This window comes from Pseudomonas protegens (assembly GCF_003363755.1).
Lineage (GTDB): Bacteria > Pseudomonadota > Gammaproteobacteria > Pseudomonadales > Pseudomonadaceae > Aquipseudomonas > Aquipseudomonas danubii.
Genome location: NZ_CP031396.1, coordinates 383,100 through 403,221, shown reverse-complemented (window position 1 = coordinate 403,221; position 20,122 = coordinate 383,100). Strand labels below are relative to the sequence as shown.

Below are 20,122 nucleotides of genomic sequence, written 5' to 3'. Positions count from 1 at the left end.
CTCAGTACACGGGAATCAGGGTGAAGGGCGCCTTGCGCTGCGAGGTTTCCAGCAGCAGGGTCGCCAGGTCGACTTCGGCGGGCTCCAGGTCGAGCTCTTCCAGCTCTTCTTCCAGTTGCTGCGCATCGGCCGCCAGGGCCTTGATCGGCTGGCGCAGGTAGGGGCGCGGGTCTTCGCCGTAGTAGATCTTCACCGGGCCCTCAGGGATGCCTTCCAGGCGGGCAAAACCCTCTTCGTCGAGGCTGCCCTCGGCTTGCGAGCCGTCACTGAACACCGCTCGGTAAGCGGCGCCGGACACCGGTTCCAGGTTGGGGTAGTGCAGGTTCAGCTCCAGCCAGTGACCTTCGCCGGTGAGGTGTTCCAGGCCCTGGTTGATATCCTGGGCAAGGCTCGCGGCGTCCTGGCTTGCCGGCTGCGGCGCGGGGGTGAGGGTGGTTGCGCGCGGCTCCAGGGAAGACTGCGGCTTGGGCACCAGGGCCGGGCCGCGGCTGTGGGCGGCGGCCGAGTTGTTGCGCTGCTCGGCGATCCACGGGGCGATGCGCTCTTGCACCGAGGCCATGAGGAATTCGGTGTGTTCGCAGGCTTCGTTGAGGTTGTGCAGCACCAGGCGCTGCTGCTGGGGCGTCAGGCCGTTGAAGGTGCTGGAGGCGCTCACGCCGCGGATGATCTCGGGCAGTTCTTCGGCCAGGCGCATTGGGTCCAGGCACTTTTCCAGCAGCTGTTCGGGGCTGGTTTTCAGGCGGCAGGCCATCAGGGCGTAGCGGATCATGTCGAAGAGCTTTTCGGCGTGGCGCTGGGGCGCGCGGTTGATCAGGCGCAGGAGGATCTTCAGGCCTTGTCCCGGGCCGGGGATCCAGCCGATCAGGGCCAGGGCCAGGTCGAAGAAGGCGTCTTCCTCGTCCTTGGGGTTGTTGATGGCGTCCAGTTCGAAGATCGCCTGGATGCAGTCGTAGGCGTTGAGTTCCTGGGTCAGCAGGGGCAGGCGGCCGCGTTCGATGGCCTTGAGCAGTTCGGCCTTGGCCTCTGGGTAGTCGTCGTAATACAGGTCTTCGACCATGACGTGTTCCTTTCCCTGGAAAATTGGAGTGCGGATGCTGAAGGAAACGAGGGGGTGGGGCAAGGGAGTTTTGGTTCTTTACAGGGGCTGGAATGCCGACCCAGACAAACGACCATCGTGTCTAAAGGGGCAGGCAGATCAAAAGCCTAAGCAAGACGGCGGCCTACCGGCCTGGTTTCATTTGTCCTTTACAGGGCGACGTTGCGCTTGACAGGGCCGAAGGTCCTGCGGACCTTTTCGCAGCTTCGCAGGCTCAGCAGCGGCTACAGAACAACATAGGACCCTGTAGCCGCTGCCGCAGGCTGCGAACGGCTCCGCAGGAGACGCAGGGATCTTGAGGCTGCCCAAGATCGGCGGCGATCGTCAGGCAAGGTCCTGCGGACCTTTTCGCAGCTTCGCCGTGGCTCAGCAGCGGCTACAGAGCAACATAGGACCCTGTAGCCGCTGCCGCAGGCTGCGAACGGCTCCGCAGGAGACGCAGGGATCTTGAGGCTGCCCAAGATCGGCGGCGATCGTCAGGCAAGGTCCTGCGGACCTTTGCGCAGCTTCGCAGGCTCAGCAGCGGCTACAGAACAATATAGGGCCCTGTAGCCGCTGCCGCAGGCTGCGAACGGCTCCGCAGGAGACGCAGGGATCTTGAGGCTGCCCAAGATCGGCGGCGATCGTCAGGCAAGGTCCTGCGGACCTTTGCGCAGCTTCGCAGGCTGCGAACGGCTCCGTAGGAGACGCGGGGATCTTGAGGCTGCCCAAGATCGGCGGCGATCGTCAGGCAAGGTCCTGCGGACCTTTGCGCAGCTTTGCAGGCTCAGCAGCGGCTACAGAACAACATAGGACCCTGTAGCCGCTGCCGCAGGCTGCGAACGGCCGACGCAGCAGGCGCTAAACCTGCCACCCCGATGCACCTGATACACCCCATCGCCCGACTCCCCGTGCGCCTGCACCACTCAAAAGGAGCGGATGATCCGCCCCAGGGTTTCCATGGCCTGTTCCGCCGCTTCGTTCCAGGGGCTGCCGTAGTTCAGGCGGATGCAGTTGCGAAAGCGCTGGGTCGGGGAAAAGATCGGCCCGGGGGCGATGCTGATGCCCTGGGCCAGGGCCATCTGGAACAGTTTCAACGAGTCCATCTGCGGTGGCAGTTCCAGCCACAGGAAGTAGCCGCCCGCCGGCTGGCTGACCCGGGTCTGCGCCGGGAAGTAGCGGGCAATTGCCGCCAGCATGGCGCTCTGCTGTTCTTCCAGGGCGTAGCGCAGTTTGCGCAGGTGGCGGTCGTAGCCGCCGTGCTGCAGGTAGTCGGCAATTGCCGCCTGGGCCGGCATCGAGGCGCACAGCGAGGTCATGAGTTTCAGCCGTTCGATTTTCTGCGCGTAACGCCCGGCGGCCACCCAGCCGATGCGGTAGCCGGGGGCCAGGCTCTTGGCGAAGGAGCCGCAGTGCATCACCAGGCCTTCGGTGTCGAAGGCCTTGGCCGGTTTTGGCGCTTGCTGGCCGTAGTACAGCTCGGCGTAGACGTCGTCTTCGATCAGTGGCACTTGATGCTGGCGCAGCAGTTCCACCAATTCCTGCTTCTTGGCCTCGGGCATGCTCGCGCCCATGGGGTTCTGGAAGTTGGTCATGCACCAGCAGGCCTTGATCGGGTGCCGCTCCAGGGTCTGGGCCAGGACCCCAAGGTCGATGCCGTCTCGCGGGTGCACGGGTATTTCCACCGCCTTGAGCTTGAGCCGTTCCAGCACTTGCAGGCTGGCATAGAAGGCCGGGGCCTCGATGGCCACCAGGTCGCCGGGCTCGGTCACGGCCTGCAGGCACAGGTTCAGGGCCTCCAGGGCGCCGTTGGTGATCAGCAGTTCCTCCATGGGCAGCATCAGCCCGGCCACCATGTAGCGCAGGGCGATCTGGCGGCGCAGTTGCGGGTTGCCCGGGGACATGTCGGTGACCACCACCCGCGGGTCCATCTCGCGGCTGGCGCTGGCCAGGGAGCGGGACAGGCGTTGCAAGGGGAACAGGGTCGGGCTGGGGAAGGCCGAGCCGAAGGGCACGGTGCTCGGGTCCTTGATCGAGTCGAGCACCGAGAACACCAGTTCGCTGACATCGACTTCGGTGGATTCGTTGACTTCGCTGCTGATCACCGGCTCGGAGAACGGGCTCGGTGCGTGAGCATTGACGAAGTAGCCGGAGCGCGGGCGGGCACGGATCAGGCCGCGACGCTCCAGCAGGTAATAGGCCTGGAACACCGTTGACGGGCTGACCCCGTAGGTCTGGCTGGCGTAGCGCACCGAAGGCACGCGCTGGCCAGGGCCCAGTACCCCGGAGCGGATCAGTTCGGCGATGTCGTCGGCGAATTTTTCGTAGCGTTTCATCTGCGGTGCAAGATCCAGTCTGGTCATCGGGTCTAGGTGTTCAGATTCGCAAGGGAAGGCTCGACGGCCAGGGTGGGGCCCATGGCGGCGTCGAGTACAGGGTTCCCGTGGCCGAGGGACGGCAGCAGGCTCCCTGGCCACGGCATTCTAGAGGCTCAGCGGTTCATCGGCGCAACAAAACGGCTTTTGGCGATGGCGTAAACGCTTGGCTCATCGCTGTCGGCGACCTTGAAGCTGATGGCCTGGGAGCTGCTTTGTGGGCGGTCCTGGGTCATCGCCACCGAGACTGGCAGGTCGGTGATTTCGCCCGGGGCCAGGCTCAGTTCGGTCTTGCCCTGCAGTTCGAAGCCATCGCCATCCACCAGGGCCAGGCGGTAGTTCTGGCGCTCCTGGGTCTTGTTGATGATCTTCAGGCTGTAGATGTTCTCGATCTGCCCCAGGGCGTTTTCGCGGAATAGGCCACGGTCCTTGCTCACGTCCAGGGACACCATCGGCCGTTGCACCAGGGCCAGGGCCAGGGCGCCGATCATCACCAGCAGCACCGCGCTGTAGCCCACCAGGCGCGGCCGCAGCAGGTGAGTCTTGCCCCCTTGCAGTTGGTGTTCCGAGGTGTAGGCGATCAGGCCCCGGGCGTAGCCCATCTTGTCCATGATCGAGTCGCAGGCGTCGATGCAGGCGGCGCAGCCGATGCATTCCATCTGCAGGCCGTCGCGAATGTCGATGCCGGTAGGGCAGACCTGCACGCACACCTGGCAGTCGATGCAGTCGCCCAGGCCGACGTCGGCGGGCTTGACGTCACGCTTGCGCGGGCCGCGGCTTTCACCGCGTACCGGGTTGTAGGAGATGGTCAGGGTGTCCTTGTCGAACATCACGCTCTGGAAGCGCGCATAAGGGCACATGTGCATGCACACCGCCTCGCGCAGCCAGCCGGCGTTGATGTAGGTGGCCGCAGCGAAGAACAGCACCCAGAACAGACTCAGGCCACCGATCTGCAGGGTCAGCAGTTCCTGGGCCAGAGGGCGGATCGGGGTGAAGTAGCCAACGAAGGTCAGGCCGGTGAGCAGGCTGATGCCCAGCCACAAGGTGTGCTTCATGGCCCGGCGGGCCAGCTTGTTCAGGCCCCAGGGCGCAGCTTGCAGCTTGATGCGCTGGTTGCGTTCACCTTCAGTGACCTTCTCGCACCACATGAACAGCCAGGTCCAGGAACTTTGCGGGCAGGTGTAGCCGCACCAGACCCGGCCGGCGAACACCGTGATGGCGAACAGGCCGAAGGCGCAGATGATCAGCAGCGCCGAGAGGAGGATGAAGTCCTGAGGCCAGAAGGTCGCGCCGAAGATGTGGAACTTGCTTTCGGCCAGGTCCCAGAGCACCGCCTGGCGGCCGCCCCAGTTCAACCAGACCGTGCCGAAGAACAGCAGGAACAGGAAACCTGCGCCGGTCATGCGCAGGGTACGGAACAAACCGGTGAAGCTGCGGGTGTAAACGTGTTTGTCGGTGGTCTTCGACTTCATCTGTTTAGGGGGTGAAGGTTCGAAGGTCTCTACTAATCGGACGGGGATTCTTTCGCTCATGGTCGTTCGCTCATCAGCCTCCATCAGGCCGCGCAACTATGACCACGGATCTGTTTGCATAACAGACTCAGGTATTTGATAAAAAACCGTATCAGATGAGCCTTTACGGTGCCCCTGCGACAACAACTTGCTGCACCCCCTCAAGAGCCACCAGGGAAGGCCGCAGGGGCCTCTGGCACAGGCCTTCGCGGCGAGCCCTGATCCAGATCAGTCAAATCACCGAATCACCGTCGGTGGCCTTCAGATGGCGCCGACCGTCGGTGGCGCCTGCTACGGTCAAAGCATCGGCTTCTGCTTCGGTGATGTAGAGGCGTTCTCCCGCCAGCTCCACCGCCGACATGGATTTGGCAGCGTCGGTGATGACGGTCAGGGCGCTGGCGGGAAGGCGTTGGTGGAGGGTGTCGGTGTCGATGTAGCAGGTCTGGTTTTCGATGCGCAGGCTCATGATGCGTACCTCTTGGCAATGGGCGTACAGATTGGGCTGCAGGGCCTGGCCAGGGTTCGGTCGCGGCGATCAACGGTGGTCGTTGCAGGTCGGCGGGTGCAGGAGCCAGCTGCCGGCGAACAGGCCCGTCAAGAGGGCGGGCGTTTTGGCCGGCAAGCTGGCTGCTCTGGTGTCAGCGGGTCGACGCTCCATGCGTGACCACCACCGGCGGCATGGTATTGGGAGGATCGCCCTTGGGCGGTGGGGTGGTCTCTGGTGGTTCCTGCTCGGGAACCGGTTGCGGCTCGCTGGGGGGCAGGGTCGGTTGGTCGATGTTCGGATCGGGAGTTTCTGCCGGGATCGGGATATTCATCGCTGTGGCCTCCTTTGTGCTTGTCGATGCACGGGCTCTCTGGGTGGACCCTGGGAGCAGGGAATTGATTCCCGTCGATTTGGCCAGCGATCGCGGTGAACTTTCGCCGATGCCGGTGGCTCGGAAACAAGGTGCATTGATTCATCGGGGCGCTGGGCGCCCTGCGACCAGAGCGTCCATGGCGCGTTAAAGGGGTGATGCTCAATGACTGCAGAAAAACCGACTGAACAGCAATACCAGGCGCAGTTGCCCTTGTCTCAGGCCTTGTTGCTGCCGCGCATTGCCATCGAGAACACCCGCCCGGTCCTCGACGGCGGGCAGTTCGCGGTCAAGGCGGTGGCCGGCCAACAGGTCGAGGTGACGTGCAAGGTGTTCGCCGACGGCCACGACAAACTGGCCGTGCGGGTGCGCTGGCGCGAGGAGCAGCAGGACGCCTGGAGCAGCCAGGCCCTTGAGGACCAGGGCAACGATGGCTGGCTGGGGCGCTTTCCCGTGCCCACCGTGGGCCGCTATCGCTTTTGTATCGAAGCCTGGATCGATCAGTTCGCCAGCTTCTGTTACGAACTGGAGAAAAAACACCGGGCCGGGGTGCCGGTGAGCCTGGAGTTGCAAGAGGGGCGGGCTTCGGTGCAGCAAGCCGCCGAGCGTAGCGAAGGGCCGCTGCGCGAGCGGTTGCTGGCGCTGCTACAAGAGCTTGCCGGCTTGCTGGAGACCGAGCAGGTCGCCCTGTTTCTCAAGGATTCCAGTGCCCGGCTGATGGCCGAGGCCGACCACCGGCCCTACCTGAGCCTGAGCCCCGAATACCCCCTGGATGTGGAGCGGGTACAGGCGCAGTTCGCCAGTTGGTACGAGCTGTTTCCCCGCTCGATCACCGAGCATCCGTCTCGCCATGGCACGTTCAACGACGTCCACTCGCGACTGTCGATGATCCATGACATGGGCTTCGACGTGCTGTATTTCCCACCCATCCATCCCATTGGCTGCAGCCACCGCAAGGGGCGCAACAACGCGTTGACGGCGGCCCCGGACGACCCCGGCAGTCCCTACGCGATTGGCAGCGAGGAGGGCGGCCACGAGGCGATCCATCCGCAGTTGGGCAGCCTGGATGACTTCCGTCGTCTGGTCGCCGCCGCTGCCGACCACGGCCTGGAGATCGCCCTGGATTTCGCCATCCAGTGTTCCCAGGACCATCCCTGGCTCAAGCAGCACCCGGGCTGGTTCAACTGGCGCCCGGACGGCACCATCAAGTACGCCGAGAACCCACCGAAGAAGTATCAGGACATCGTCAACCTCGACTTCTATGCCGCTGATGCCATACCCAGCCTGTGGCTGGAGCTGCGGGACCTCGTCATCGGCTGGGTCGAGGAGGGGGTCAAGACCTTTCGCGTGGACAACCCCCACACTAAGCCGCTGCCGTTCTGGCAATGGCTGATCGGCGACGTGCGCCGCCAGTACCCGGAGGTGATCTTCCTCGCCGAGGCCTTTACCACCCCGGCGATGATGGCGCGCCTGGGCAAGGTCGGTTACACCCAGAGCTACACCTACTTCACCTGGCGCAACACCAAGAGCGAGCTGGCCAGCTATTTCAGCGAGCTCAATCAGTCGCCGTGGCGCGAGTGCTTCCGGCCGAACTTCTTCGTCAACACCCCGGACATCAATCCGGCGTTTCTGCATGACTCGGGGCGCCCGGGGTTTCTGATCCGCGCGGTGCTGGCCAGCATGGGCTCGGGACTGTGGGGCATGTACTCCGGGTTTGAGCTGTGTGAATCGGCACCGGTGCCGGGCAAGGAGGAGTACCTGGATTCGGAGAAGTACGAGATCCGGCCCCGGGATTTCAACGCCGCCGGCAACATCATTGCCGAGATCGCCCAGCTCAACCGCATCCGCCGGCAGAACCCGGCGCTGCACAGTCACCTGGGGCTCAAGCTGTACAACGCCTGGAACGATCAGATCCTGTACTTCGGCAAGCGCAACGCCGAGGGCGACAACTTCGTCCTAGTGGCGGTCAGCCTCGATCCCTTCAATGCCCAGGAGGCCCATTTCGAACTGCCGCTGTGGGAGCTGGGGCTGGCCGACGATGCCGCCACCCAGGGGGAGGACCTGATGAACGGCCATCGCTGGACCTGGTACGGCAAGACCCAATTCATGCGCCTGGAACCGGCGCAGCCCTTCGGCATCTGGCGCATCACCCCCACGTAGACGGCGGCTTGCCGCGTTTTTCCTCATAGGCGCCGGCTTGCCGGCGAATCGGCCCGTGAGCCTTGTGCAGGCCGGGCGACGCCTTCGCTGGCCAGCCAACCCCAACCAAGGGCGTGCTGTGTGGCGGCTGCGAGTTCATTTTTTCAGGAGACCGACATGGCCAAGAAACCCCGCTCAGCGACCTTTATCAAGGACCCGCTCTGGTACAAGGACGCGGTGATCTACCAGGTGCATGTGAAGTCCTATTTCGATTCCAATAACGACGGGACCGGCGACTTTCCCGGGTTGATCGCCAAGCTCGACTACATCAAGGAACTGGGGGTCAACACCCTCTGGCTGTTGCCGTTCTACCCCTCGCCACGCCGTGATGACGGCTACGACATCGCCGAGTACCGCGGGGTCAGCCCCGACTACGGCACCCTGGCCGACGTCCGGCGCTTTATCGCCGAGGCCCACAAGCGCGAGCTGCGGGTGATCACCGAGCTGGTGATCAATCACACCTCGGACCAGCACCCCTGGTTCCAGCGGGCGCGCAAGGCCAAACCGGGCTCGGCGGCGCGCAATTTCTATGTGTGGTCCGACGACGAGCAGAAATACGCCGGCACGCGGATCATCTTCCTGGATACCGAAACGTCCAACTGGACCTGGGACCCGGTGGCCGGGCAGTACTTCTGGCACCGTTTCTATTCCCACCAGCCGGACCTCAATTTCGACAATCCCCAGGTGATGAAGGCGGTGCTCTCGGTGATGCGCTACTGGCTGGACATGGGCATCGACGGCCTGCGCCTGGACGCCATTCCCTACCTGATCGAGCGCGATGGCACCCACAACGAGAACCTGCCCGAGACCCACGAGGTGCTCAAGCAGATCCGCGCCGAGATCGACGCCCACTACCCGGACCGCATGCTCCTGGCCGAGGCCAACCAGTGGCCGGAGGACACCCAGCTGTACTTTGGCCAATCAACCAATGGCGACGACGGCGACGAATGCCACATGGCGTTCCACTTTCCACTCATGCCGCGCATGTACATGGCCCTGGCCCAGGAAGACCGCTTCCCCATTACCGATATCCTGCGCCAGACCCCGGAGATTCCGGCCCACTGCCAGTGGGCGATCTTTCTGCGCAACCACGATGAGCTGACCCTGGAAATGGTCACCGACAAGGAGCGCGACTACCTGTGGAACTACTACGCCGCCGACCGCCGGGCGCGGATCAACCTGGGGATTCGCCGGCGCCTGGCACCGCTGATGGAGCGCGACCGGCGGCGCATCGAACTGCTCAACAGCCTGCTGCTGTCGATGCCCGGCACCCCGACCCTGTATTACGGCGACGAGATCGGCATGGGCGACAACATCTACCTGGGGGACCGCGACGGCGTGCGCACGCCGATGCAGTGGTCCATCGACCGCAATGGCGGCTTTTCCCGCGCCGACCCGGCGAGCCTGGTGCTGCCGCCGATCATGGACCCGCTGTATGGCTATCAGTCGGTCAACGTCGAGACCCAGTCCGGCGATCCCCACTCGTTGCTCAACTGGACCCGACGCATGCTGGCGGTGCGCAAGCAGTCCAAGGCCTTTGGCCGGGGCACGCTGAAGATGCTGTCGCCGAGCAACCGGCGGATTCTGGCCTATACCCGGGAATACACGGGGCCTGACGGCAAGCAGGAAATCATCCTCTGCGTGGCCAACGTCTCGCGCAGTGCCCAGGCGGCGGAACTGGACCTGTCGGCCTTCGCCGGCATGGTGCCGGTGGAGATGCTCGGCGGAAATGCCTTTCCCCCTATCGGCCAGATGCATTTCCTCCTGACCCTGGCGCCTTACGGTTTCTACTGGTTCGTTCTGGCGGCAGAAAACCAGATGCCCAGCTGGCATGTGGAACCGGCCCAGAGCCTGCCGGACTTCACCACCCTGGTGCTGAAAAAACGCCTCGAAGAATTGCTCGAAGCGCCATCGCGCACCACGCTGGAGCACAGCGTCTTGCCCCACTGGCTGCCCAAGCGCCGCTGGTTCGCTGGCAAGGACAGCGCCATCGAGCAGGCACAGATCGCCTACGGTGTAGGTTTTGGCGATCCCCAGCATCCCGTGCTGCTCAGCGAGATCGAGGTCACCAGCGATGGGCAGCGCCAGCGCTATCAACTGCCCTTCGGCCTGCTCGGGGAAGAGCCGCTCGGCAGTGCCTTGCCTCAGCAACTGGCCATGGCCCGGGTGCGGCGCGGACGCCAGGTCGGGCTGATCACCGACGCCTTCGCCCTGGACAGTTTCGTGCGCAACGTGCTGCTGGCCCTGCAGGCGCAGACCCGGCTGGACAGCGCTGCCGGGCAGATCCGCTTCGACGGCACCGGGTTACTGGCCGAGTCGGGGCTCAGCGCTGACTCCGAGGTGCGCTACCTCTCGGCGCAACAGTCCAACAGCTCGGTGGTGGTGGGGGGCAGTCTGGTGCTCAAGCTGATTCGCAGGGTGGAAGCAGGCATTCACCCGGAACTGGAAATGGGCGCCTTCCTCACTGCCGCCGGATTCCGCCATATCTCGCCCTTGCTGGGCTCGGTGGTGCGCCGCGATGAGCAGGGCGAGGATCATCTGCTGATGATCGCCCAGGGCTACCTGAGCAATCAGGGGGATGCCTGGGAATGGACCCAGAACAACCTGGAGCGGGCCATCCGCGATGAGTGGGCGCAGGCCATGTCCGAGCAGGAACAACACTACAACGCCCTGGGGGAGCTTGAGGATTTCGCCGGCCTGCTGGGGCAGCGCCTGGGAGAAATGCACCTGTTGCTGGCGGCCCCCGACAGCCCCCCGGACTTTGCACCGCAAGTGAGCACCCTCAAGGACACCCAGGCCTGGAATCGTCAGGTGGCGGCACAAGTGGAACGGGGGTTGCAGTTGCTCCAGCAGCGTCAGGGCGAGCTGAGTCCCGGCGACCAGAAACGGGTGAGCCGATTGTTGCAGCACAAGACGAAAATCCTCGGTCACATCCAGCAACTGGCCAGGCAGTTGGTGGGTGGGCTGCGGATCCGGGTGCATGGTGACCTGCATCTGGGGCAGGTGCTGGTGGTCAAGGGCGATGCCTACCTGATCGACTTCGAGGGTGAGCCGGCGCGGCCTCTGGCAGAGCGTCGGGGCAAGCACAGCCCATACAAGGATGTCAGCGGGGTGTTGCGCTCCTTCGACTACGCTGCCGCCATGGCCCTGGAGACGCCAGCAGTGGAGGGCGCGCAGATGGCCGAGCAGGCCCGGCAACGGGTGGTCCGTCGTTATCTGCAGGAGGCGCGGCAAGCCTTTGTCCAGGCGTATCGGCTGGCGACGGCTAGTCTTGCCCATGAGTGGCAGGACCCGGCGGCTGCGGATGCCGCACTGGCCCTGTTCAGTCTGGAGAAGGCCGCCTATGAGCTGGCCTATGAAGCGGAAAACCGGCCCACCTGGCTGCCTGTGCCCTTGCACGGCCTGGTGGGGCTGTTGCGTGAACTGGAACCCTTTTCCGATCTTGAGCGTGATGGAGAGCAGTCATGAGTGTCTCGAACAAGGAACAGGGAAAGAACCAACCGGCATTGCTCCCGTCAGCCGAGGTCATCGATGCCCTGGTGCGGGCCGAGCATCCTGATCCGTTCGCTGTGCTCGGGCCTCACGGAGACGGTGCCGGCGGGCAATTCATCCGGGCCTATCTGCCCGGCGCCCTGAGCGTGCAGGTGCTGGACCGGGAGCAGCAGCAAGTGCTCGGCAGCCTCCACGCCGCCGAAGTGCCCGGGCTGTTTGCCGGGCATTTCAGCCAGAGCCGGCCCTATCTGCTGCGGGTGCAGTGGGCCGGTGGCGAGCAGGTCAGTGAAGACCCCTACAGCTTCGGCCCGTTGCTGGGGGAGATGGATCTGTATCTGTTCGCCGAAGGCAATCATCGTGACCTCGGCTCCTGCCTGGGGGCGCAACCGACCACCGTGGACGGCGTCCAGGGCGTGCGCTTTGCGGTCTGGGCGCCCAACGCCCGGCGGGTCTCGGTGGTGGGGGACTTCAATATCTGGGACGGGCGGCGCCACCCCATGCGCCTGCGGCATCCCTCCGGGGTCTGGGAACTGTTCGTTCCGCGCCTGCAACCTGGAGAGGCCTACAAGTACGAGATTCTCGGGCCCCAGGGCATCCTGCCGCTCAAGGCCGACCCCATGGCCCTGGCCACCCAGTTGCCGCCGGACACCGCGTCCAGGGTCGCCGAGCCCTTGCAATTCCACTGGCAGGACCAGGCATGGATGCAGGCCAGGGGCGAACATCAGCGAACCGATGCGCCCTTGTCCATCTACGAGTTGCACGCCGGCTCCTGGCAGTGCGAAGTGGATGACCTGGGGGAGGTGGCCCGCCAGTACCGCTGGGCCGAGCTGGCCGAACGCCTGATCCCCTACGTCAAGGACCTGGGCTTCACCCATATCGAGCTGATGCCGATCATGGAACACCCCTTCGGCGGCTCCTGGGGGTATCAACCGCTGTCACAGTTCGCCCCCAGTGCCCGCTATGGCTCGCCCCAGGATTTCGCCGCTTTTGTCGACGCCTGCCACCAGGCGGATATCGGCGTGATCCTCGACTGGGTGCCGGCGCACTTTCCCACCGATACCCATGGCTTGGCCCAGTTCGACGGCACCGCGCTCTATGAGTACGGCAACCCCCTGGAAGGCTTTCACCAGGACTGGGACACCCTGATCTACAACCTCGGGCGCACGGAAGTGCACGGTTTCATGCTGGCCTCGGCGCTGCACTGGCTCAAGCATTTCCATGTTGACGGTCTGCGGGTGGATGCGGTGGCCTCAATGCTCTATCGCGACTATTCGCGCAAGGCTGGTGAATGGGTGCCGAACCGCCACGGCGGCCGCGAGAACCTGGAAGCCATCGACTTTCTGCGCCACCTCAACGATGTGGTGGCCCTGGAAGCGCCGGGCGCCCTGGTGATCGCCGAGGAATCCACCGCCTGGCCCGGGGTCAGCCAGCGCACCGACCAGGGCGGCCTGGGCTTTGCCTACAAATGGAACATGGGCTGGATGCACGACTCCCTGCATTACATCCAGCAGGACCCGGTATACCGCGCCCATCACCACAACGAACTGAGCTTCGGCCTGGTGTACGCCTGGTCCGAGCGTTTCATCCTGCCGATCTCCCATGATGAGGTGGTGCACGGCAAGCATTCGCTGATCGACAAGATGCCGGGCGATCGTTGGCAGAAGTTCGCCAACCTGCGGGCGTACCTGAGCTTCATGTGGGCTCATCCGGGCAAGAAACTGCTGTTCATGGGCTGCGAGTTCGGCCAGTGGCGTGAGTGGAACCACGACCAGCAACTGGACTGGTACCTGCTGCAGTACCCGGAGCACCGGGGCGTGCAGCAATTGGTGGGCGACCTCAACCGGCTGTATCGCCAGTACCCGGCGTTGCATGACCAGGACGACGTGCCCCAGGGTTTCCAGTGGCTGATCGGCGACGATGCGATCAACAGCGTCTATGCCTGGTTGCGCTGGAGCAAAACCGGCGAGCCCTTGCTGGTGGTGGCCAACTTCACCCCGGTACCGCGCCAGGCCTACCGCGTCGGCGTGCCGCTGGCGGGACGCTGGAGCGAGCTGCTCAACAGCGATTCGCAACTCTATGCCGGTTCCAACTATGGCAATGGCGGCGAAGCCTTCAGTGAAGAACAGGGCAGCCATGGCCAGGCCCTGTCCCTGGTGCTCAACCTGCCGCCCCTGGCGGTGTTGATCCTGCGCCCCGACAGCCTTTAGCCGCGGGTGGCCGGTAATGGTCAACATCAGGCCATTACCGGCACCTTCCTGGGCGCATCACCAACGCATGCGCACGCCCAGGCTGCCGATCAGGCCGTTGAGGTCGTTGTCATCCACATCGCTGCTGTAGTCGGCACTGACGTACAGGCTCACGGCGGGGGTGACCCTGGCCACCAGACCCAGGCCAACCTCTACGGTGGAGGATTTGCGGCTGCTGCTGATCTTGTCCACCTGGTCCAGGCTCAGGGTCTCGCCGCTGTAGACCGTATGCCAGAGGTTGGTGCGCACATAGGGTTCCAGGGGCAGGCCATGGACGTCATAGCGCCCTTGCAGGCGCGCGCCGACCCGGCCGCTCCAGGCGTTGAGGTCGTTACTGCTATTGCCACCGTCCAGGCGAATGCGTTGGTTGATCACCTGGGCCTGGGGTTCGATCACCCAGTTGTCACTCAGGCCTATGGCCACGCCGCCCTGCACGGAAAAGGTCATGGCGTTGCCGTCGGTGGTCATGCCCCGGCCCTGCTCATTGCGACTGAAACCGCTGACCCGGCCGCCGCTGGCGGACATGTCCAGGTGCCAGCCCTCGGCACCCTGCAGGCGCCAGAAGGCGCCCAGGCCTTGTCCCTGGACGCTGAGCCCGGCATTGCGTGGGTCGTTGACGGTGCTCGGGGCGCCGCCTTGGGTGAGGGTGTAGGTGTTGGGGGTACTCAGCAGGCCGATCTGTTGGGTGGTGTCGTTGCTCTGGATGCTGTAGAGCAGGGGGCCTTTGCGCGGTTCGCCGCCAGCGCCGGGCAGCGCTAGGTAGCCGACTTCAAGGTGCGTCGGCAGTCCGGGCCGGTCCAGAACCGCGAAGTCGCTCGGGCGCGGGCTGCCCAGGGGTGAGGCGCTGATCGGCAGGCTGCTCAGGGTTGGGGGGTATCCGGTGTTGTCGGTGTCCTCCCCCGGGGACGCCGCGACCTCCATGGAGCACAACAGCAAGGATGTGTACAGGCTGCACAAGGCGAACGGCAGAGGGCTTGAGGTGAGTGAGGTATTCATGGAGGTCTACCTTGCAAATGCATGCTTTATCTCGTTGGGGCGCCTCTCCCACCCCCGTTCGAGAGGCAGCCGGATTCAATCGGGTAAAGTCCGCCGACCCGCTCTGCAGCAGGTGTTTTCGGCCTTTTCCCGGTTACTTTTTCCAGGGGTGGTCATTGGTAGCTAAGGAGAGAGCAGGGGGCTCGTCAAGAAAATGACTGACAAACGGAAGGGTTATTTTTGGGCGGACAAATCACTGAAAAATGGCACTTTGTCCGAATGCCAGGGATGTGCGGCGGGCGGGGGGATCAGGGGCGACTCCAGCGCGTGGATCTGCTCGTCGCCAGGGTTCAGCAGGTCGACCAGACCTGCTGCCACTGGGCGGCACCGCCCCGCAATCCGTGAGCCGGGACGATCGCGGTTTTAGCGTTCATCGCTCGATGCTCGCGGTGCGGCTACGGGCGGCAGTTGCACCTCCACCGCCAGGGGCAGGTGATCGGAGAGATGGGTCCAGGGCTTGTTGCCGAGGATCTGTGGCCGGTGGCTGCTGGCATTGCGCAGGTAGACCCGGTCCAGGCGCAGCAAGGGCCAGCGCGCGGGGTAGGTCTTGGCCGGGCGGCCGTGATGGCGTTCGAAGGCTTCGTGCAGGTCGTCGCGCCGGCCCAGGGCGACATTGCCGTGCATCTGCCAGTCGTTGAAGTCGCCGGCAATGATCACCGGTGCCTCCTCGGGCAGGGATTCGAGCAGTTGGCAGAGCAGTGCCAGCTGCAGTTGCCGGTGGCTTTCCAACAGGCTGAGGTGCACGCAGATGGCGTGGACCTCGGCATATCCGGGTACATCCAGGACGCAGTGCAGCAAGCCGCGGCGCTCAGGGCCGGTGATGGAGACATCCAGGTTGCGGTACTGGCGGATCGGGTACTTGGACAACAGGGCGTTGCCGTGATGACCGTCGGGGTACACCGCATTGCGTCCGTAGGCGTAATCGCTCCACATGCTGTCGGCGAGAAACTCGTACTGCGATTGCTGCGGCCAGTTGTCCAGGCGCGACGCATGGCGTTCATGCTCGCCCAGCACTTCCTGGAGAAACACCAGGTCGGCCTGGGTGCTGCGTACCGCTTCGCGCAGCTCCGGGAGAATGAAGCGTCGGTTGAGGGCGGTGAAACCCTTGTGGGTGTTGACGGTCAGGATCTGCAGACGCTGGATGCTTCCCGGCTGGGGCTGGCGGGTGGACTCGCTGCTCACGCTCACTCCTGTGAATCAGTGACGGTTTCTCATGGGACTGATGGCCGGCACTCGCGTTCAGGTTATTTTCCGCCCGGGCCCGGCCTACATCAGGATGATTTCGTAGGGCAGGCGCAGGCGCTCCAGCAGAATCGGCGACAGGGACGGTTCCAGGCCGATTTCCGGTTCACCCTGCAGCTGGCTGGCGTAGGCGTGGGCCGCGTGGCGCTTGCGGGCCACGGTCCAGGTGTCCAGGCGCAGCTTGCGTGCCCGCTGCCAGGGAATCTGGTGCTCCTCGCGCGAGGACCAGTGCCAGGCCCAGATCGGAATCTCGTAGAAGCGTGCGCCCACCTGGCCGGCCGCCTTGGCCGCGGCCCGGCCCACGGCTTCGTGATCGAGGTTGCCGTCGCCGCGCCAGGTGCTGAACACCACATCGCTGTCACGCAGGTAACGGCTGATGAATGGCGCCAATTGCTGTTCGCGCTCGCTCAGGGCACTGTCGGCAAAGCCACCACGAATCCACTTCAGGCTGTGCAGGGGCAGCCCCAGGCGGCGCAGGGCCTCGGCGCTTTCCTGGGGCCGGAACACGCTGAGGCGGCGCTTGGGCCACAGCTCGGAGCCTGGGTGACTGGCGCTGCCGTCGCTGATGGAGATCAGTTGCAGGGGGTGGCCATGGTGGGCCAGCACTTGCAGCAGGCCGCCGCTGGCTACCACTTCATCGCCGGGGTGAGGGGCGATGATCACGGCCCGAGAGCCGGGTGGAACCAGATTGCCGAGGTTGATGGGGGGAACGTCGGCCAGGTGGCGGGCGCCGTTCCAGATCTGGCTGGGCCAGCTGTTGTCTATTGCGGTTATGGCTTTCATGAGGTGTCACATCCCTGTTTTCCGGGTCACGGCAATGAGGCCTGAACATCCGTTCAGTGGCGACCCTGGGTTTGCACGTACGCTGATTCTGGCATCCGCCTCAGCGTGAAGTACCGGCGCTCCATCCCTTTGGGGCGCCGCGATGCGGGGCTCATCATACACAGCCTGGAACCGTCCACGTAGGGGCGGCCCAAGCTTTGTTCGAGCATTACGAACCCTGTCACAGGGTAGACGGCAATTGCTCCCCGGGGGAGGCCACAAGACGAAAGTCGTGCGCAACTTCCTCGCCCTTCAAGGTTCGACCAGGCTTTGCAGGTAATCGCCAAAGCCGCCCCGGGCCCGGCTGTCCAGGCGCCCGCTGGTAATCACCTGCGGGTGCCGGCTCCAGGCGATGCTGGCGCCGCTGCGCTGCAGCTGTCGCACCAGTTGCACGTCCTCGTGACACGCCAGGGCTTCGAAACCGCCGGCGCGAACATAGGCCGCGGCGCTGATGCCCAGGTTGGCGCCATGAACATGCCGATGCTCATCGGCGCTCTGGTAGGCATCGTGGTAGCGGGCCTGGGCCTGGGGCGCGAAGCCTTCGCTCCAGCAGTCGACGGTGACCGTGCCGCAGACGGCGTCGGTGCCCTGGGCCAGCTGGGCCACCAGCCAGTCCGCGGGCACCCGGCTGTCGGCGTCGGTGCACGACAGCCAGCGAGCCCCGGCCTGCAGCAGCCATTGCGCGCCGGCGGCGCGCGCCCGTCCGACATTGCGCACCTGCAATTGCAGGTGCTGCACGGCGTACTGGCGGGCGATGCTCAGGGAGCGGTCGGAACAGCTGTCGAGCACCACCAGGATCAGCACGTCCTCCTTCAGGTCGGGGTGGCTGGCGGCTGTCAGGGCGCATTGCAGGCAGTCGGCCAGCAGTTGCTCTTCGTTATGGGCGGGAATCACCACACCGATCATCGCAGGCCCTCCAGGGTCGCGACCGAATCCGCGTCGCGACCCCAGAGGTCGAGGAGAAAATCCGCGTCCTGATGTTCCAGCAGGCGTGGCAGCTGCAACTGCCGGTGGAGCATTGCATGCACTTGCCCGCCCTCCAGGGGACAGCCGGCGATGGGCGGACGCCAATGACAGGCCAGCAACTGACCGTCGGCGGCCAGGGAGCCCAGGGCCCGAGTCACCAGGCGCGCCAGATCGCCGGGGTCCAGGTAGTAGCCAAGCTCGCTGATGACAATCAGCTCGAAGGGGCCGTCGGGCCAGTCCTCGGGCAGGCGCGCGCATTCCACCCGGGCCTGGGGCATCGAGCGCAGGCGTTGCCGGGCCAGGCCGACCGCAGTCTGTGCGGTGTCGCAGCACAGCAGGCTGTCGCAGCGAGTCGCCAGTTCGGCGCTGAGTTCGCCGTTGGCGCATCCGGGTTCGAAAATGCTCCGGTAATGGCGCCGCGGCAGGCTGGCCAGGGTGATGGCGCGCTTGCGCTGTTCGTACCAGCGTCGGCGAAAGGCCCAGGGGTCCTGGTCCCGGGCGAACAGCCCTTCGAAATAGTGACTGTCGACGCTCATAGGAATACCACCTCGAAGGGTTGCAGCAGGCGCTCGATGATGTGTGGCGCCAGCACCGGTGCCAGGCCAATGTCCGGGTCGCCCTCCAGCTGGCTGGTGAAGGCGTGGATGGCGTGACGCTTGCGTGCCACCTGGGCGGGGCTGAGCAGCACCTTGCGGGCGCGCTCCCAGGGCAACTGGCGGCCCTCGGGGTCGGCCCAGTGCCAGCCCCAGATGGGCAACTCCCTGAGGCGCGCACCCGTGGTCCGGGCGGCCAGGGCGCTGGCCCGACCCACGGCCTCGTGGTCGCAGTGGCCGTCCTCGCACCAGGTGCTGAACAGCACATCGTCCGGCCGCAGGCACGCCTGGATGTAGCGCGCCAGGGCCGCTTCGTCCCGGGCCACGCGGCTGTCCTGGAAGCCGCCGCGCAGCCATGTGATCCGCGCCAGTGGCAGGTCCAGGCGGCGCAGGCCTTCGGCGGACTCCTGGGGTCGCACCAGGCTCAGGCGCTCGATGGGCCAGCGCGGTGAGCCGGGATGGCTGGCGCTGCCATCGGTGACTGAAATCAGCAACAGTTCCCGTCCCGCGGCCGCCAGCAATTGCAGGAGGCCGCCGCAGCCGAGGATTTCGTCGTCCGGGTGCGGGGCCACGATCACCGCCCGCGAACCGGGCGCAACCAGGGTCTGGATATCCACGCAGGCCATCGCCCGCAGGTGCGAGGAGGCCTGCCAGGCCTTCAGTGAAGTGCCGCGGCCGACAATCGGATTGGCTTTCACAGGCACCATCCTCCCCGGTCCGCCGCAGCGGCTTCGCCGGCCAGCTGTTGGCCGAGCTGGGCCAGGTCGCGTTCGGCATGGCTCTGGCGGATAAATACCGGCAGGTCGGCCAGCAGCCGGGCGAAGTGCCGGTCCAGGCAGTAGGGGCCCGCGCCCAGGGCCCGACCGACATGCCGCAGCAGGCTGTCGACGCTGGCTTCGGTCACGGCCCGGGTGCGCCGGGCCAGCAGTTGGCAATCGGCGTCGGGGGCCTGGTCCAGCTGCCGGGCACTGTGGCGCAGGACGCAGGCGGCCTGATGCAGGGCGCTGTCCACCGCCCCCAGATGCGCTTGGGCGTGGGGCTCGTCGTGCTTGGCGCAGTGTTCGCGCAGCGGCAGGGCGATGGCCTGGGCCGCGCCCAGCCAGCAGGCGGCGATGCCCATGGCGCCCTGCCAGAAACCCGGACGCTGCAGGTAGTCGTCCGGCCCGCCGACCCAATGGCCCCGTGCCTGGTCGAACCGCACCTGCCGGCTATCGGTATTGGCCATGCCCACCGCCTGCCAGCCGCCGCGCTCGACCTGCACCCCGGGCTGGTCCAGGGCCACCGCCACCAGGCGCTGGCGCCCCGCGCTGTCCCAGGCGGTGAGCAGGGCATGGCTGAGCACCGCGGCTCCCGAGCACCAGGCCTTGGTCCCGCTTAAGCGGCAGTGTGGGCCGTCGGCGTCGGCCTGAACCCGGGCCCGGGGCGGTTCGGCGGCCCAGGTGCCCCAGGTGGTGCCGGGGGCGACGACGCAGTCCAGCTCCTGCATGATCGCCAGGGCATCGGTGTGTCCCTCGTAGAGCTTGCACAGGCCCAGGTCATGTCCGGCGACCCGGGCCAGGGCCTGCCAACGCTGCAGGGTGGCACCGCCCGCCGGCCGCGGCAGGCGATCCAGGCCGGCGGCCACCAGAGCCTCCAGGCACAGGCCCAGCGCCGGGGCATCGGCGTGCCCCAGGTCGGGGTAATGGCGCAGGAAGGCTTGCAGGTCCATT

15 protein-coding genes are annotated in these 20,122 nt (G+C 65.4%); 3 read left to right on the top strand and 12 right to left on the bottom strand.

Annotated features, from left to right (window positions below; genetic code table 11):
* Position 1 precedes the first annotated feature (1 nt).
* The 5 genes from DWF74_RS01640 to DWF74_RS01620 form a co-directional block, all read right to left on the bottom strand.
* Positions 2 to 1,057 (bottom strand): hypothetical protein, encoded by a 1,056-nt coding sequence (locus DWF74_RS01640; protein ID WP_115580137.1) that lies wholly within the window; start codon positions 1,055 to 1,057, stop codon positions 2 to 4.
* Positions 1,058 to 2,001: 944 nt separating this feature from the next.
* A complete protein-coding gene (gene mapR, locus DWF74_RS01635; RefSeq protein WP_053151441.1) occupies positions 2,002 to 3,411 on the bottom strand; it encodes a GntR family transcriptional regulator MpaR in 1,410 nt (469 codons plus the stop codon).
* 155 nt (positions 3,412 to 3,566) lie between these two features.
* Complete coding sequence (ccoG, locus tag DWF74_RS01630) at positions 3,567 to 4,982, bottom strand: cytochrome c oxidase accessory protein CcoG (protein WP_102863435.1); 1,416 nt, start codon at positions 4,980 to 4,982, stop codon at positions 3,567 to 3,569.
* Positions 4,983 to 5,193: 211 nt separating this feature from the next.
* Positions 5,194 to 5,427: a DUF3203 family protein gene (locus tag DWF74_RS01625; protein WP_102863436.1), complete on the bottom strand. Its 234-nt coding sequence runs from the start codon at positions 5,425 to 5,427 to the stop codon at positions 5,194 to 5,196.
* A gap of 172 nt (positions 5,428 to 5,599) precedes the next feature.
* Positions 5,600 to 5,779 carry a hypothetical protein gene (locus DWF74_RS01620; protein WP_102863437.1) on the bottom strand — a complete coding sequence of 60 codons (180 nt, stop codon included), beginning with the start codon at positions 5,777 to 5,779 and terminating at the stop codon, positions 5,600 to 5,602.
* A gap of 204 nt (positions 5,780 to 5,983) precedes the next feature.
* On the opposite strand from DWF74_RS01620, the gene DWF74_RS01615 reads away from it, so the two are divergent.
* The 3 genes from DWF74_RS01615 (at position 5,984) to glgB (ending at position 13,716) form a co-directional block, all read left to right on the top strand.
* Positions 5,984 to 7,978 carry an alpha-1,4-glucan--maltose-1-phosphate maltosyltransferase gene (locus DWF74_RS01615; RefSeq protein WP_115580136.1) on the top strand — a complete coding sequence of 665 codons (1,995 nt, stop codon included), beginning with the start codon at positions 5,984 to 5,986 and terminating at the stop codon, positions 7,976 to 7,978.
* A 156-nt stretch (positions 7,979 to 8,134) separates the two neighbouring features.
* Positions 8,135 to 11,485 (top strand): maltose alpha-D-glucosyltransferase, encoded by a 3,351-nt coding sequence (treS, locus tag DWF74_RS01610; RefSeq protein WP_115580135.1) that lies wholly within the window; start codon positions 8,135 to 8,137, stop codon positions 11,483 to 11,485.
* A complete protein-coding gene (gene glgB / locus DWF74_RS01605; protein WP_102863440.1) occupies positions 11,482 to 13,716 on the top strand; it encodes a 1,4-alpha-glucan branching protein GlgB in 2,235 nt (744 codons plus the stop codon). Before treS ends, glgB begins: the two co-directional genes overlap by 4 nt.
* A 57-nt stretch (positions 13,717 to 13,773) precedes the next feature.
* Here glgB and DWF74_RS01600 read toward each other — a convergent pair whose 3' ends face one another.
* From DWF74_RS01600 to DWF74_RS01570, 7 genes are all read right to left on the bottom strand, one after another.
* Complete coding sequence (locus DWF74_RS01600; protein ID WP_115580134.1) at positions 13,774 to 14,751, bottom strand: autotransporter domain-containing protein; 978 nt, start codon at positions 14,749 to 14,751, stop codon at positions 13,774 to 13,776.
* 402 nt (positions 14,752 to 15,153) lie between these two features.
* Positions 15,154 to 15,972 (bottom strand): endonuclease/exonuclease/phosphatase family protein, encoded by an 819-nt coding sequence (locus DWF74_RS01595; RefSeq protein ID WP_102863442.1) that lies wholly within the window; start codon positions 15,970 to 15,972, stop codon positions 15,154 to 15,156.
* Positions 15,973 to 16,056: 84 nt separating this feature from the next.
* Positions 16,057 to 16,815, bottom strand: coding sequence for a PIG-L deacetylase family protein (locus DWF74_RS01590; protein WP_102863443.1), 759 nt, complete (start codon positions 16,813 to 16,815; stop codon positions 16,057 to 16,059).
* Positions 16,816 to 17,106: 291 nt separating this feature from the next.
* Positions 17,107 to 17,760, bottom strand: a complete 654-nt coding sequence (locus tag DWF74_RS01585) for a glycosyltransferase (protein WP_102863444.1) — start codon at positions 17,758 to 17,760, stop codon at positions 17,107 to 17,109.
* Entirely contained in the window at positions 17,757 to 18,356 is a 600-nt protein-coding gene (locus DWF74_RS01580; RefSeq protein WP_115580133.1) for a class I SAM-dependent methyltransferase, read from the bottom strand. Before DWF74_RS01580 ends, DWF74_RS01585 begins: the two co-directional genes overlap by 4 nt.
* Entirely contained in the window at positions 18,353 to 19,111 is a 759-nt protein-coding gene (locus tag DWF74_RS01575; protein WP_115580132.1) for a PIG-L deacetylase family protein, read from the bottom strand. Before DWF74_RS01575 ends, DWF74_RS01580 begins: the two co-directional genes overlap by 4 nt.
* On the bottom strand, positions 19,108 to 20,121 hold the full coding sequence (locus tag DWF74_RS01570; RefSeq protein ID WP_115580131.1) for an acyl-CoA dehydrogenase family protein: 1,014 nt from the start codon (positions 20,119 to 20,121) through the stop codon (positions 19,108 to 19,110). The genes DWF74_RS01575 and DWF74_RS01570 overlap by 4 nt, the downstream gene beginning before the upstream one ends.
* Between the last annotated feature and the right edge of the window lies 1 nt (position 20,122).

Excerpts from the sequence above, each read along its gene's own strand:
- treS (WP_115580135.1), top strand. The coding sequence starts at position 8,135 with ATGGCCAAGAAACCCCGCTCAGCGACCTTTATCAAGGACCCGCTCTGG.
- DWF74_RS01580 (WP_115580133.1), bottom strand. The coding sequence starts at position 18,356 with ATGAGCGTCGACAGTCACTATTTCGAAGGGCTGTTCGCCCGGGACCAG.
- DWF74_RS01570 (WP_115580131.1), bottom strand. The coding sequence starts at position 20,121 with ATGGACCTGCAAGCCTTCCTGCGCCATTACCCCGACCTGGGGCACGCC.
- DWF74_RS01625 (WP_102863436.1), bottom strand. The coding sequence starts at position 5,427 with ATGAGCCTGCGCATCGAAAACCAGACCTGCTACATCGACACCGACACC.
- ccoG (WP_102863435.1), bottom strand. The coding sequence starts at position 4,982 with ATGAGCGAAAGAATCCCCGTCCGATTAGTAGAGACCTTCGAACCTTCA.
- mapR (WP_053151441.1), bottom strand. The coding sequence starts at position 3,411 with ATGAAACGCTACGAAAAATTCGCCGACGACATCGCCGAACTGATCCGC.
- DWF74_RS01615 (WP_115580136.1), top strand. The coding sequence starts at position 5,984 with ATGACTGCAGAAAAACCGACTGAACAGCAATACCAGGCGCAGTTGCCC.
- DWF74_RS01640 (WP_115580137.1), bottom strand. The coding sequence starts at position 1,057 with ATGGTCGAAGACCTGTATTACGACGACTACCCAGAGGCCAAGGCCGAA.
- DWF74_RS01590 (WP_102863443.1), bottom strand. The coding sequence starts at position 16,815 with ATGAAAGCCATAACCGCAATAGACAACAGCTGGCCCAGCCAGATCTGG.
- DWF74_RS01620 (WP_102863437.1), bottom strand. The coding sequence starts at position 5,779 with ATGAATATCCCGATCCCGGCAGAAACTCCCGATCCGAACATCGACCAA.
- glgB (WP_102863440.1), top strand. The coding sequence starts at position 11,482 with ATGAGTGTCTCGAACAAGGAACAGGGAAAGAACCAACCGGCATTGCTC.
- DWF74_RS01585 (WP_102863444.1), bottom strand. The coding sequence starts at position 17,760 with ATGATCGGTGTGGTGATTCCCGCCCATAACGAAGAGCAACTGCTGGCC.
- DWF74_RS01600 (WP_115580134.1), bottom strand. The coding sequence starts at position 14,751 with ATGAATACCTCACTCACCTCAAGCCCTCTGCCGTTCGCCTTGTGCAGC.